This window comes from Streptomyces sp. CA-181903 (assembly GCF_050937075.1).
In the GTDB taxonomy this organism is placed as follows: domain Bacteria; phylum Actinomycetota; class Actinomycetes; order Streptomycetales; family Streptomycetaceae; genus Streptomyces.
The window spans coordinates 6,286,904-6,300,823 of sequence record NZ_JBNJLY010000001.1 but is presented as its reverse complement, the minus strand read 5'-3'; the positions used below and the strand labels follow the sequence as shown (position 1 = coordinate 6,300,823).

The window sequence follows — 13,920 nt, the reverse complement described above, 5'->3', positions numbered from 1 at the left end:
ACCGTCGTTCTTCATACCTTCCACGATGCCCCGCCCCGCACGCTGCGTCCTCGTCCCTGGGAACGGAATTCCCCGTACTCCCGATGGAGTACGACCCGGCGGTGGGGGCGGCCGGGCCGGGTCGCAGCAGGTCGGGCGGTCTTTCCGTCGCGCGGCGGGCGAGCGCTCCGCGTGATCCGCTATCCGCAGCGGCCTGGGGGCCCGCTTATCCCGTGCGCGTAATTCCTCTACGCCTCCCGTCAGCCGACCTGCCGGAATGCCCACAAGTCCGCCCTGTCCGGAAAAACCGCTGTGCGACTCCCGATCCCGTGACGTCTTTAGGGACCACAAAATGGAAATAGGTCACATTTACGGGGGGAACCACGATGTCCGGCACGCCTGAAGTTTGGCATGTGCACCAATTCGACGAGGGTTTCGGCAGGAGTGGAGGCGAACGACCGCGTGTCCTGGTGCTGGGGGCCGGGGTGGCGGGGCTCACCACCGCCTACGAGCTGGAGCGCCGCGGCTTCCACGTCGAGGTGATCGAGGGCGACACGCGTATCGGCGGACGCATCCTCACCCACCGGTTCGGCACCGGAGCGGACGCGCCGGCGGTGGAGCTGGGCGCCATGCGCATTCCGGCGCACCACCGCCTCACCCTCGAATACATCGACCGGATGGGGCTCACGGGAAAACTGCGCAGGTTCACCACGCTCCTCTCCGAGGAGAACGCCTTCCTGCGCATTCCCTCGGGTTTCGTCCGCGTCCGGGACGCCTCCGGGCCGCTGTGCGAGACGTTCCGCGCCGAGCTCGCGCTGCGCGGCGGTGACCGCCGGTACGACGCCCCGACCATCGCCTTCGGCGCCTGGCTGACCGCCGTCGTCGACGCCACCGCCCCGCCCGAGCTGCGCGCGGCGGTCCGCGACGACCTGCACCGCCGCCTGCTCGACCTGGTCGCCCGCCTCGACCCGGGCCCCCACCTGCGCGGTCCGGCGCGCGACCGGATCGACCTGCACTCCCTGTTCTCCGCTCACCCGGAGATCCGCATGGGGTGCAGCGGGCGTCTCAACAGCTTCCTGGACGACATCCTCACCGAGACCAGTCCGGCCCTGCTCCGTCTGCACGGCGGCATGGACCAGCTGACGCGCCGGCTCGCCGGCCGGCTCAAGGGCCGCCTCACCTGCGGGCGGCGGGTCGTCGGCATCGACGTCCGGGACGACGGCGTGCTCGTCCGCGTCCGCGCCGGGGCGCGCACCACGGTGGAGCGGGCCGACTTCGTCGTCTGCACCCTGCCCTTCCCGGCGCTCCGCCGCCTGGACCTGAGCGGCGTCGACGACGACAAGCGGGCGGTGCTGGAGGAGGTCGTCTACTGCCCGGCGACCAAGGTGGCCATCCACTGCCGGGAGCCCTTCTGGCAGGAGGAGGGCATCCGGGGCGGCGCGTCGTTCACCGGGGGGTCGATACGCCAGACGTACTACCCGGCGGTGGACGACAGCGCCGCAGGGGACGCCGTGGGCGGTCCCCCCGGCATGGGCGGTTTCTCGCGCGTGGGCGGTTTCTCCGTTGTAGGCGGTTCCTCCGCCGTGGGTGATTCCCTCACCTTGGAGGCTTCCCCCGGCCTGGAGGCTTCCCCCGGCCTGGAGGCTTCCCCCGGCCTGGAGGCTTCCCCCGCCCTTGAGGCTTCCCCCGGCAACGGCGCCGCGCTGCTCGCCAGTTACACGATCGGCAACGAGGCCGAGCGGCTCGGCCGGCTGCCGGCCCGCCGACGGCACCGGCTCGTCCTCGACGAGCTCGCCGCCGCCCATCCCGGGCTGCGCCGGCCCGGCATGGTGCTGGGCTCGGTGAGCGCGGCCTGGGGGTCGTCACGGTGGAGCGCCGGCTGCGCCACCCGCTGGGGCAGGTCGGCGGCGGAGTGCGAGATGGAACGGCTGCGCGCGGCCCGGCCGGTCGGCCGGCTGTTCTTCGCGGGCGAGCACTGCTCGACGGCGCCCGCCTGGATCGAGGGCGCCATCGAGTCCGCGCTGCACGCCGTCCACCAGGTCGTCCACTACGCGCCGCCGGCCCGCGTCATCGGCATGGCCGGCCGCCGGGGACGCGCGGGGGCCCTGCGGTGAGCGTATTCGACCTGCCCCGGCTGCACTTCGCCGGCGTCGCGACCACCCGGCTGCCCACCGGGCCGCGCAACGGCCTGGTGGACGTGACGGGCCCGCACGCCCTCGTCGACGACGGACCGGAACCCGTCCCGTTCCCCGCCGACCGGCCGGCCGGCGACTACCACGCCTGGCTGCGCCGCCGCGGCCCCCGCTACGACCGCCGCGGACACCCCTGCCCGGACGGCGAGTTCAGCCTGGCCACGGGCTGGAACCTCGACGGGAACGGGCACTTCCTCTTCGACGCGCGCGTCACCGCCGTCCAGGGCCCGGACGGGCGGACGGACACCGCGGACCCGGTCGTCGGGCGCGCGGTGGACGTCTGGGGCCACTACAACCCGTACCTCCGCACGACCGTCAACCGGGCCCGCGTCTTCGATCTCGATCCCGCGTCGCGGTGGACGACGGCCCTGATGACGGGCCGGTTCGGCGTCGGCCGGCTGGGGCGGTCGCACGACGACGGCTATCTGTTCACCGGAGGCGTCACCGGCTTCCAGCCGCCGCGCTGGGTGCAGTTCGGGCGGATCCTGGACGTCGGCGATCACATCCTCGCCGAGCAGTTGCGGTACGCCGCCGTGCACCAGTTCGTGGTCGTCCGCGAGGACGCGGAGTGGCTGCCCGGCGCGGTCCGCTCCCCCGTCGCGGAGGCGCTGCGGGCGGCGGTCGCGGAGGGCGGTGCGGACGGGCTCGTGGTCCGGTTCGCCCTGGACGGCATGAGCACCCCCGTCGCCCCCGACGCCCCCGGCCTCTGGCGCGTCCGGGGCACGGTCGCCCCTTGGTACGCCGACGAGTTGCGCACCCATCCGGCGGGGCGGCTGCTGGAGCCGGTCGCCGGGAGCCCGCTGCACCACCTCTCGGTGCGGCTGACGGACGGCCTCGCGGCCCTGGACATGATCACCGCCGTGCCGGTCACGCACCGGGCGGAGGAGGCGGGTCCGGGCCCCCTGCACGCGCTCGGACCGGCCCTGGACCTGGGCGACCTGGAGCTGCGGACGGCGTCGGGGGCGCTCGTCGCCCGAGTGCCTGCCGGCGCGTACCCCTCCGACGAGACGTCGGGGCTCGTCACCGTGGCCCGGGCACCCGGCTCTCCGGACGCCGCGGACGAGCGGCTGTTCCTGACCCGGACGGCACCCGGCGGGCAGCGGAGGACGCTGCTGGCCGAGCGGGAGGCCGTCGTGCAGTCGGACGACGCGCTGGTGGTGCTGCACCACCGCGACCGCGCGCACGGCGCCGACCCCGCCGTCCGGGTGCGCCTGCGCTCGTTCGTCCGCGGGCGCCCGGCGCCCGTGGAGGTGCGCGTCCGGCAGTACTACAACCCGCGTGCGCTGCCCGCCGACCGCGTGGCGGGCACGCCGGGGGCGCGTTGTGCCGATGCTGTGGTGCTGGGGGTGCGGGCGGGGTGGGACGAGGGCGCGGATGGGCGACCGGGCGGGGAACCGGACGCCGGGCCGGACTCTGCTCCGGACACCGGCTTGGGTGGCGGCGGAGCGCGTGGCGGCTCGGCTGACGGGACGGGCCGAACGGAGGGCATCACAGGGAGCGCGAACAGCACCGACAGCACCGACAGCACCGACAGCACCGACAGCACCGACAGCACCGACAGCACCGGCAGCACCGGCAGCACCGGCAGCACCGGCAGCACCGGCAGCACGCCGAACGACCGGGGGAACGGAACCGTCACCGCACCGAACACCCCGGTGACGGGAACACACAGCGAACCGTACGGCCGAACCGACGGAACAGCCGGCGCACCGAGCGCCGTACCGCACAGCCGCATGGGCGCAGCGCGCCCACCGGCAGGCGGAGCGCGCAGCGCGAGCCCCGCCCCCACCCCGGTTCCGTACGCCCCGGAGTGCACCCTCACCACCGACGCCCACGGCCACGCCCACCTCTTCCTGCGCGGCGACCGCGCCGGCACCTGCCGCGTCCTGCTCTCGACCGGCCCCGCCGACGCCCCGCGTACCGACCCCCGCGCCCCCGGCTCCGCCTGGACCGCCTACGACGACGCGGACGCGCTCCGCTTCTGGGCGGGCGCCGGCTCGCTGGCCGTCCGCGTCCTGCCCGACGACTGGCACCTGGACGCGATCCCCCGCGAGGACGTGGACTTCGCCCTCCTCCACCGGGAGGTCTTCGCCTACTACGAGCAGGTCTCCACCTTCATGAAGTCCGAGGTCTTCAGCCTCGCCGACCGCTGCAAGGTCGAGACCTACGCCGAGCTCGCGTGGCAGATGTGCGACCCGCGCAACAAGGACCGCACGTACTACATGCCGCCCACCCGCGACCTCACCGATCCGAAGGCCCGGCTGCTGCTCGCCTACCTCCGCAACCAGCAGGCCAGGACCCGCCCGCCGCTCGCCGTCCCCGCGCCGCCGCCCGCGCCGCCGGCGATCACCACCCGGGGCCGGCTGTGGTCCGTCCTCAAGCAGGCGGCCACCCTCGAACTGGCGGTGATGCTCCAGTACTTGTACGCCGCCTTCTCCCTGCCCACGCACGGCGCGGGCCGCGTCCTCGTACGCCGCGGCCTGTGGACGCCGCGCCAGCTGGAGCTCGTCTGCGGCCAGGGCGGGGCGACGCTGGACGACGGGATCCGCGGCGGCCTGCTGACCGTCGCCCGCGAGGAGATGATCCACTTCCTGCTGGTCAACAACATCATCATGGCGCTCGGCGAACCGTTCCACGTGCCGGTGATCGACTTCGGCACGCTCAACGGGCGGCTGCCCGTGCCCCTGGACTTCGCCCTGGAGGGGCTGAGCATCGGCAGCGTCCAGCGGTACATCGCCGTCGAGCAGCCCGCCGGTCTCACCCCCGAGCTGCGGCAGGAGGGCACCGGGACGGTCCCGCCCGCGCCGCGCGCCGGCACCTGGGGGTCGATCAGCGAGCTGTACGCGGCCATCCGGGAGGGGTTGCGGAGCGTCCCGGACCTGTTCCTGGTGGAGAAGGGCCGCGGCGGCGGGGAACACCACCTCTTCCTGCGCGAGTCCGTCAACACCGCGCATCCGGACTACCAGTTGGAGGTCGACGACCTCGCGAGCGCGCTGTTCGCCGTCGACCTCATCACCGAGCAGGGCGAGGGCGGTTCCGGCACCGCGTCCCCGCCGGAGACCTCGCACTTCGAGACGTTCCTGCGGATCGGCGAACTCCTCACCACCGAGCGCGCCCCCGGGCCGCACGGCAGGCTGCTTCCCTGGGATCCCGCCTATCCCGTGCTGCGCAACCCCACCCTCGGCACCGGCGACGCGGCCAAGGACCCCGTCACGGACCCCGAGGCGCGCGCGGTCGCCCGGTTGTTCAACCAGGCGTACGAGCTGATGCTGCGGCTGATGGTCCAGCACTTCGGCGGGAGCGCCGACGGCAGCCTGCGCCGCTCCAAACTCATGAACGCCTCCATCGACGTGATGACGGGCATGATGCGCCCGCTGGCGGAACTGCTGGTCACGATGGATTCGGGCCGCCGCGGCCGGACGGCGGGGCCGACATTCGAGCTGGAGGCCGCGCCCGAGCCCGTCCCCCGTCCCGACGTCGCCCATCGCGCCCTCGCCCTGCGCTTCGCCCACCTGGCCGCCGCGGCGCGCGCCTGCCCTCGGGTGCCGGAGCAGGTGGGCGACATGGCCGCGTTCTACGCCGACTTCTTCCGGGGCGCGGCGGATCCGAAGGCCGGGGACCGCGAAGGATGACGATCACGTACACCGACGCGGCCGAGGGCGGGGGCGTGCCTTTCGACACCGACGTCCTGATCGTCCGCGCCGGCCGGGTCGGGCCGGCGCCGGCCCTGGACCTGCCGTTCCGTACCTCCGACAGCCGGCCGCCGCTCCCCTGGACGCCGAAGTCCGGACAGGTCTGCCCGCAGCACCTGTTGGTGCCGCTGCTCGCCGCCTTCTCCCCGCGGGACGTACCGCTCGCCGTCACCCGCCGGCCCGCGCCCGGCAATCCGCCACCCACCACATACACACCCTGCGATACGCCGATACGCCGCCCACGCAGCCCGAACCCAAGACACCCGCACCTCGGAGGCACCCATGACACCCCTCGGCCCCTTCCGCCTCTCCGATGTGCACATGCCCGACCCGTACCCCCTCTACGAGCGCTATCGCGACGACGACCCCGTCCACCGCTCCGAGGACGGCTGGTACCTCTTCCGGCACGCCGACGTAGCCGCCGTCCTGTCCGACCGCCGGTACGGCCGCGGCGGCCTGCCCGCGCCGCTGCCGGCCGGATGCCCGCACCTGCGGCGGACGGCGTCCGACTGGATGGTGTTCATGGATCCGCCGCGGCACACCCGCGTCCGCGCGCTGGTCGCGAAGAGTTTCACGCCCCGTGTGGTCGAGCGGCTGCGCCCCCGTGTCGACGAGCTCGCGGCCCGGCTCACCGCCGACCTGGCGGAGACGCTGGCGGAGGACGGGCGGGCCGACCTGGTCGACCGGTTCGCCGCGCCCTTCCCGATCCTGGTGATCAGCGAACTGCTGGGGGTGCGGGCGGACGACCGGCCCTGGTTCCGGGCCCGCGCGGTCGACCTCCAGCAGGCCACCAGCGCCCGCGCCGCCCGGCGGAGCGACGCCTACCGGGTGGCGGACACGGCGGCCCGTGAACTCGACGCGTACTTCCGGACCGAACTGTCCCGGCGCCGCGCCGCCGGACCGACGGCCGCAGGGGATGAAGGGGACCTGATCGCGGCCATGCTGCGGGCGGCCGAGGAGGAGCCGCTGGGCGACGACGTCCTTGTCGGCACCTGCGTCCACCTGCTGACGGCCGGCCACGAGACCACCACCAACCTCCTCTGCAAGGGCCTGCTCGCCCTGCTGGACCACCCCTACCAGCTCGGACTGCTGAGCGAGCGGCCGGAGTTGCTGCCGGGAGCGGTGGAGGAACTGGTCCGTTACGACGGTCCGGTCCAGCTGATCAGCCGCCGCGCGCACGAGGACGGCGAGATCGGCGGGCACCTCGTCCGGCGGGGCGAGAAGGTGACCCTGGTCCTGGGCTCGGCCAATCGCGATCCCCGCCGCTTCCCGCATCCCGACCGGCTGGACATCCGCCGCGACGCCCGCCGCCACTGCGGCTTCGGGCTGGGCGCCCACTACTGCCTGGGCGCCCCGCTGGCCCGCGTCGAGGCGGAGACCGGTCTCCGCAGGCTGCTGACCGGGCTGCCGGGGCTGCGGCTCGCGGAGAGCGAGCCGGACGGCCCGGTGCGGTACGCGGACGACCTGGTCTTCCACGGACCGTCGAGGATGGTGGTGCGCGCGGACCGCTGACGCCCCATGCGAACCACCGTTACCACTGCGCCTCTATACAAACCACCGTTGCAGATAGGCCGCCGGCGCGCTCCGGTCGCCGGAGGCCGCGCGGAGGCCCACGTACCCGTCGGGGCGGACAAGGAGGAGCGTCCCGGCGGGCACCGTTCCGGCCGCACCGGCCGCGCCCGCATCGGAACGGACCCGGAACACCGCGATATCCGCGCCGTACCGCTCCGTCAGCCCCCTGAACTCCGTACCGCTCCCGCCGCCCTCGCCGCTCCCACCGGCCTCGCCGCTTCCGTCGCCCTCGCCGCCCTCGCCGCCCTCGAAGACCAGGAGCGTCCACCTCCCGTAGGAGAGCAACTCGTGGAGGCGCCGACGGACGCCGTCATGGTCGCGGACGTGAAGATCCGGAAGCCGGTCGCCGGCGCGCAGCGGCCCTCGGCCGCCGGTGTCGGTGGAGAGGGCGCTCGGCCGGTGGTGCCGGGTGAAGTCGCTCATCATCAGCCGCGTCCGCCGCTCGGCCCACCGGCTGCCGATGACCACCGGCGCGGCGAGCCGCAGGGCGGCGAACGTCAGGGGGCCGGGCGGGAGTTCGGTGATGTTGTGGCGCATGTCCCGCATCACGCCGGCGGCCGTACGGCGCTGTTCGGCGGAGTAGGTGTCGAGCAGCTCGTCGCGGCAGTGCCCCCGGTGGACGGCCGCGAGCTTCCAGCCCAGGTTGTGGGCCGCGCACAGTCCGGCGTTGAGGCCGTGCCCGCCGATGGGCGCCCACAGGTGGGCGCTGTCGCCGGCGAGCAGGGCGGCGCCTTGACGGAGCCGCGCGGCGAGGCGGTCGTGGAAGCGGGCCCGGTTGCTCCACAGCGGATCCGTCGGCACCAGCCGGACGTCGGGGTCGCCGGTGGCGCGGGCGACGAGCGCCCGCATCTCCTCGACGCCGGGCGGTTCCTCGCCGCGCGGCAAGGGGTCGTCGCGGAAGGCGAAGAACCGGTGTGCTCCGCCGGGCAGCGGGCTGACGATGAGCGACACGCCCCGCTGGAGGAAGATCTGAGTGAGGTCGGGGTCCCGCGGAAAGCGCCAGTCGGGCTTGGCGTTGATCTGCACGGCCTGGAGGCCGGCGCGGCGCTCGCCCTCGAAGGGAATGCCCAGGGTCTTGCGCACGATACTGTGCGCCCCTTCGCATCCCACGATCCACCGGCACGCCACCGTGCGCCCCCGCCCGTCCGGCCTCCGCAGATCGACCTCGGCCCCGTCCGCGCCGACCCGCACCGCAACGGCCTCGGTGCCCCAGCCGACGTCGTCCCCCAGCGCCCGCAGCCGCCCGCGGAGCAGCCGCTCGGTGGTGTCCTGCTCGATGGCGAGCGGACAGGGGAAGGCCGTCGTCGGCACGGCCATGTCGTACTCCCCGCACAGCCGCCCCCGCACCCGGAACGCCCCACGCCGCACCACCACCCCCGCGCCGACCAGGTCCTCGGCACACCCGAGGTCCCTCAGCGCCTCAAGGGCCCGCTGCCAGATGACACACGCCCGGGCCTCGTTCTTCGTACTGGGCTCCTTCTCGACGACGAGCACGTCCAGCCCGTAGCGCCGCAGCGCGATCGCCAGGGCCAGCCCGGTGGGCCCGGCCCCGACGACCACGACGTCCCGAACCTCCACCACGCCACCCCGCCTTCCCCGACACCCCCACTTTGTCCCAATCGTGCGGGAATTCCCACCCCGCCTTCAATGGCGCCTCTCCCCCGATTTTCCCGAAAGATCCTCCCGAACAGCCGCTATCGCCCCGGCCCTTCAGGGAATGCGACGGCCGCGCACAACACCCTCCCCCTCGCCCCTTAGCAGCACTGCACCCGGACGGCCCGCAGGAACTCCGGCCACCCGCCGCCTCCGGCCGCCGCGAGGGTCAGCTCCAGCGTTTTCCTCAGCGGGTGCGGCGAGCCCATGATCGCTTCGTTGCGCCGCGCGAGTCCGGCCAGTTCGACGGCGGTGGGCAGCCGGTCGCTCTTCGCACCGTTGCAGTGCGGATGCGCCGGCGCCAGGTTCCAGATGACGTCGAGATCGGGCCCCGACCACGCGGAGACCCCACCGAACCGCCGCATCAAGGAATGCGGGAACACATGGTCGACGGCCATCCCGTCCTCCCGCACGATCCCGTCCCCGCAGATGAGGCACCGGCCGTGCTGGAACCCGATCAGGGCATCCCCGACCCGGGCCACCGAGCGGCGTCTGCGCCGGTCGGTGAGGGCCAGCGTGTCCCAGTCCACGCGGACGCCGTCACTCATGAGGCTGCGCCCGACGGCCGCCGAGAAGGAGCTCTCGACGATGCTCCACCGGGCCTCCAGTTCGGCGCGCAGGACGCGGGCCTGATCGTCCCGCGCCAGGCGTCGGAGCTGCGGGGTCAGCCGGACGACGCGTCCGGCCCCGCGACCGGTCAGCTCGTAGAAACGATGCGGCACTTCGGTACCGCCCCGCAGGTTGTGGAACTTCTGCATGACCATCCCCGGCCCCCTCTCGGCACCGCACTCCACGCACCTCCGCACGGTACCCAGAGACACCGAGGCCCCGTTCGCCCTCCCGTGGAGGGCGAACGGGGCCTCGGCCGCCGGCCGGGTCAGCCGCGCGGCGACAGCTCCGCCATCGCCGACCAGCCTTCGGACGGCACCTCGACGTTGACGATCTCGGGCGTCTTGGCGATCAGGTCGGGCATCCAGGCCATCGCCTTCTTGAAGTGCTCCGAGTTCACGTGCACCTCGCCGGCCGCGCCGTCCTTGAACGCCTCGACCAGGACGAACTGGTTCGGGTCCTCGACGCTCCGCGACCACTCGAAGAACAGGTTGCCCGGCTCCTGCCGGGTGCCCTGGGTGAACTCCTCGACGAGGCCGAGCCACTCGTCGCTCCGCTCCGGACGAATCGTGAACTTGACGACGATGAAGATCATGAACTGCTCCTGCGCTTGCGGGATCGGATCAGGGCTTTCACCCCGGATGTCCGATTATGCCGCTCAAGCGATCACGGAAGATCACCGGGGGTGTGGACCGCCCGCGATTCTCCCCGGGAAAACAGAAGAACCCCAGCTCAGCTGGGGTTCTTTCATGTGTCCGAGGGGGGACTTGAACCCCCACGCCCGATAAAGGGCACTAGCACCTCAAGCTAGCGCGTCTGCCATTCCGCCACCCGGACCAGGTGTCGTCTCCTCGGGGCGTTCCCCGCGGCGACATGGATAACTCTATCAAGGTTTCGGAGCGCCTTTGACCAGGGCTTTTGGGGTGCCCATAAAGGATGTTTATGGGCATACCCGGCGTCTACGGCCACAGTCTGGGAGGGATGGTCCCCGGTGGGCGGGGTTTCCGCCTTCGGGGAGCCGGTCCGGGCCGGGCGGTGGGCGGGTTGCCGCCGTGTCGCTCGGGGGTGCACGTGGAGTACGAGGCGGGGGCCGCGTGCGTCTCACGGGTGGCGTGCGTCTCACGGGTCGTGTGAGGCGTGCGGGCACGACGGTCTCATCGGGTACGGCGGTCCCGCCGGTCGCGCCGGTCGCGTCGGTCGCGCCGGTCCCGCCGGTCGCCTCAGAGCATCAGCGGTCGCGTCAAGGCATCAGGTGGTAGTCGGGGAAGTTGCCCGGCAGCCGCTCCTCCGCCGACGAGCCCTGCGTCACCGCCTTGACCAGCAGGTCCCCGCCCACGAAGGCACCCCGCCAGGACGCGCCGAAGCCGCCGAACAGTTCGTCGCGGTCGCCGCGCGAGCGCGGTTTGCCGTGGCCGACCTTGAAGGCCCTGATCTGCGGGGCGAGGCGGGTGAAGGTCTCGGGGTCGTCGCAGGAGAGGGTCGCGACCAGGGCGCCGTTGCTGGCGTTCATGGCGGCGAGCAGTTCCGCCTCGGTGTCCACGAGGACGATGGTGTCCACGGGGCCGAAGGGTTCCGCGTGGTGCAGGGGCGACGAGGGCGGCGGATTGAGCAGGGTGACCGGCGGCATGTACGCGCTCCGGTCCTGGCCCGGCAGGAAGCGCCCGTCCGCCAGGGAACCCTGGTGCAGCGGGACGGCACCCCGGTCGATCGCCTCGGCGACCTGATCGGCCAGTTCCTTCGCCTTGGCCGCGTTGATCAACGGCCCGAAGTCCAGATCCGGGAGATCGTCCGCCGGCCATTCCGTGGCCAGCGGATGCCCGAAGCGCACGGACCGCACCGCCGGCAGGTACACGGCGAGGAAGTCCGCGAACGCCGAGCGCTGCACGACGAACCGGGGGTAGGCCGTGCACCGCTGCTTCCCGTAGTCGAAGGACTTGCGGATCTGCGGGGCGAAGGCGTCCCAGTCGCTGAAGTTCCAGATGCCCCAGGTGTTGAGGCCCTCCTGCTCCAGGATGTGGCGTTTGCCCAGGTCGGCGACGGCGGTCGCGACCCGGGCACCGGTGTCCCGCCCGCCGACGAACGAGACGCAGCCGATCTCGGGCGCCCGGACGAGCGCCTCGGACAGCTCGCCGCCGCTGCCGCTGACGAGGGTCAGGGGGAGGCCCTCGCGCACGGCGAGCGCGCAGGCCAGCGTCAGGCAGGACAGTCCGCCGTCGGTCGGGGTCTTGGCGATCACCGCGTTGCCCGCCAGCGCCTGGACGAGCATGGCGTGGACGAGAACGCTCATCGGGTAGTTCCAGCTGGCGATGTTCGACACGGGGCCGGCGAGCGGGACGCGCCCCGCCGTCATCCCGGCGATGCCGTCCACGTACCAGCGGACCCCGTCGATCGCCCGGTCCACATCGGCCCGCGCGAGCCGCCAGGGCTTGCCGATCTCCCAGACCAGGAGCAGCGCCAGCAGGTCCCGGTGCTCCTCCAGCGCGTCCAGCGCGGCGCTCACCCTGGCCCTGCGGTCGGCGAGCGGCACCTCGCGCCAGGCGCGGTGCCGGTCGAGCGCGGCGCGTACGGCGCGGTGGGCGGCCTCGGCGTCGAGGCGCGGGGGCCCGGCGACGGGCGTGCCGTCGACCGGGGTGACTGCGGGTAGCGGACGGCCGTCCGCATGCCAGTCGCCGTTCCAGAGGTTGAGGACACGGTCGTCCCGGAACGCCTCGGGGGCGGTGTCCAGGCAGCGCCGCCAGACGGTGTCCCATTCGGCGCCGGGGCGCAGGACGAGGGTGTTGAGGGTCGGTGCCATGAGTTTTCTCCGCTCTCGGTGCACAGTCGGGGCGGGGAACAGCACGTTGCCTACTGAACGGTAGCCTCCCGTCCGGCCCGGCGGCAGGGTGCCTCGTACACGATGAGGCCCATGTCACGTGCGACCGCGGGTAAGGGTGGGGGGAGGTACGGGAGAGGTCGGTGTCCTCCGCCTCCCCATCCGCCCGCCTGCTCATCCGTCCCTCCGCCCGCTCCCTCGTCCCCTCGTCGGCTCTCCCCCGCCTACGGCAACGGGTGTCGCCCGCAACGGCGTTCGGCGCAGCCGACATCGTCTCCCGCGACGGCCGCCGCCCGTCCGTCCGGCCCCGGCTCCCCCACCGTCGCCGGCTCCGGTGAGAATGAGCCGTCCACCGCCGCCGACAGCAACGGAACCGATCAGCATGGGACGGGTCACCGCACGCCGCCGCGTCATCCGCATCCGGGACGGGGCGGTGAACGCGCGCCCCGACACCCTGGTGGCGGAGGAGCCGCTGGAGATCCGGCTCAACGGCAGGCCACTGGCGATCACCATGCGCACGCCGGGCGACGACTTCGCGCTGGCGGCGGGGTTCCTGGTCAGCGAGGGGGTGCTCGGGCGGGCCGACGAACTGGCGAACATCGTCTACTGCGCGGGGGCCAAGGACGACGGCTCCAACACCTACAACGTCGTCGACGTCCGGCTCGCTCCCGGCGTGCCCGTCCCCGACGTGAGCCTGGAGCGCAACGTCTACACCACGTCGTCGTGCGGGCTGTGCGGCAAGGCCAGCCTGGACGCGGTACGGACCACGGCTCGTTGGCCGGTTTCGGACGGCCCGGAGCCCGTCCGCCTGTCGCCGGCCCTGCTGGCCGCTCTCCCCGACCGGCTGCGGGCGTCCCAGACGGTCTTCGACCGCACCGGTGGCCTGCACGGGGCGGCCCTCTTCACCGCGGAGGGTGAACTCCTGGACGTACGGGAGGACGTCGGGCGCCACAACGCGGTCGACAAGCTTGTCGGCAGGGCGCTGCGCGAGGGGTCCCTGCCGCTGTCCGGCACCGTCCTGCTGGTCTCCGGGCGGGCCTCCTTCGAGCTGGCGCAGAAGGCGGTCATGGCGGGGATCCCCGTCCTGGCCGCCGTGTCGGCGCCGTCGTCCCTGGCCGTCGACCTGGCGGTGGAGACCGGGATGACCCTGGTGGGGTTCCTGCGCGGCTCCTCGATGAACGTCTACGCGGGCGAGGAGCGGATCGTGATGGGGTGACGGGCGTTCACCGCACCCTTGTGCTCGTAGTGGCCGGGTGCCGGTGATCCGGCCCGTCGATCCGTTCGCGCGACCCGGCCTCATCAGCCGGTCTCATCAGTCGGGCCACACGATCCGGCCCCACCCGTCCGACGCGTGATCCAGCGCCACCGGTCCGACGCATGATCCAGCGCCACCCGTCCGACGCGCGATCCG

At 73.2% G+C, this 13,920-nt stretch carries 8 protein-coding genes and 1 tRNA gene; 4 read left to right on the top strand and 5 right to left on the bottom strand.

What is annotated here, in order from left to right:
• The first annotated feature begins 392 nt into the window (after positions 1-392).
• The 3 genes from ACQEVS_RS28030 to ACQEVS_RS28020 all read left to right on the top strand — a co-directional run bounded on the left by ACQEVS_RS28030 (position 393) and on the right by ACQEVS_RS28020 (position 7,375).
• Positions 393-2,093 carry a flavin monoamine oxidase family protein gene (locus tag ACQEVS_RS28030; protein ID WP_433024759.1) on the top strand — a complete coding sequence of 567 codons (1,701 nt, stop codon included), beginning with the start codon at positions 393-395 and terminating at the stop codon, positions 2,091-2,093.
• Entirely contained in the window at positions 2,090-5,803 is a 3,714-nt protein-coding gene (locus ACQEVS_RS28025) for a ferritin-like domain-containing protein (RefSeq protein WP_433024756.1), read from the top strand. The genes ACQEVS_RS28030 and ACQEVS_RS28025 overlap by 4 nt, the downstream gene beginning before the upstream one ends.
• Positions 5,804-6,145: 342 nt before the next feature.
• Positions 6,146-7,375, top strand: a complete 1,230-nt coding sequence (locus tag ACQEVS_RS28020) for a cytochrome P450 (RefSeq protein WP_433024753.1) — start codon at positions 6,146-6,148, stop codon at positions 7,373-7,375.
• Between the two features lie 33 nt (positions 7,376-7,408).
• On the opposite strand, the gene ACQEVS_RS28015 is transcribed toward ACQEVS_RS28020, so the two are convergent.
• From ACQEVS_RS28015 to ACQEVS_RS27995, 5 genes are all read right to left on the bottom strand, one after another.
• Positions 7,409-9,016, bottom strand: coding sequence for an FAD-dependent oxidoreductase (locus tag ACQEVS_RS28015; RefSeq protein WP_433024750.1), 1,608 nt, complete (start codon positions 9,014-9,016; stop codon positions 7,409-7,411).
• Between the two features lie 173 nt (positions 9,017-9,189).
• Positions 9,190-9,852 (bottom strand): HNH endonuclease, encoded by a 663-nt coding sequence (locus ACQEVS_RS28010; RefSeq protein ID WP_433024747.1) that lies wholly within the window; start codon positions 9,850-9,852, stop codon positions 9,190-9,192.
• A 113-nt stretch (positions 9,853-9,965) separates the two neighbouring features.
• Positions 9,966-10,292 carry a putative quinol monooxygenase gene (locus tag ACQEVS_RS28005; RefSeq protein WP_433024744.1) on the bottom strand — a complete coding sequence of 109 codons (327 nt, stop codon included), beginning with the start codon at positions 10,290-10,292 and terminating at the stop codon, positions 9,966-9,968.
• A gap of 157 nt (positions 10,293-10,449) precedes the next feature.
• Positions 10,450-10,534 (bottom strand) — tRNA-Leu (locus ACQEVS_RS28000).
• A gap of 403 nt (positions 10,535-10,937) precedes the next feature.
• Positions 10,938-12,491, bottom strand: coding sequence for an aldehyde dehydrogenase family protein (locus tag ACQEVS_RS27995; RefSeq protein ID WP_433024741.1), 1,554 nt, complete (start codon positions 12,489-12,491; stop codon positions 10,938-10,940).
• 400 nt (positions 12,492-12,891) lie between these two features.
• On the opposite strand from ACQEVS_RS27995, the gene fdhD reads away from it, so the two are divergent.
• A complete protein-coding gene (gene fdhD / locus ACQEVS_RS27990; RefSeq protein WP_433024738.1) occupies positions 12,892-13,725 on the top strand; it encodes a formate dehydrogenase accessory sulfurtransferase FdhD in 834 nt (277 codons plus the stop codon).
• Positions 13,726-13,920: the final 195 nt, after the last annotated feature.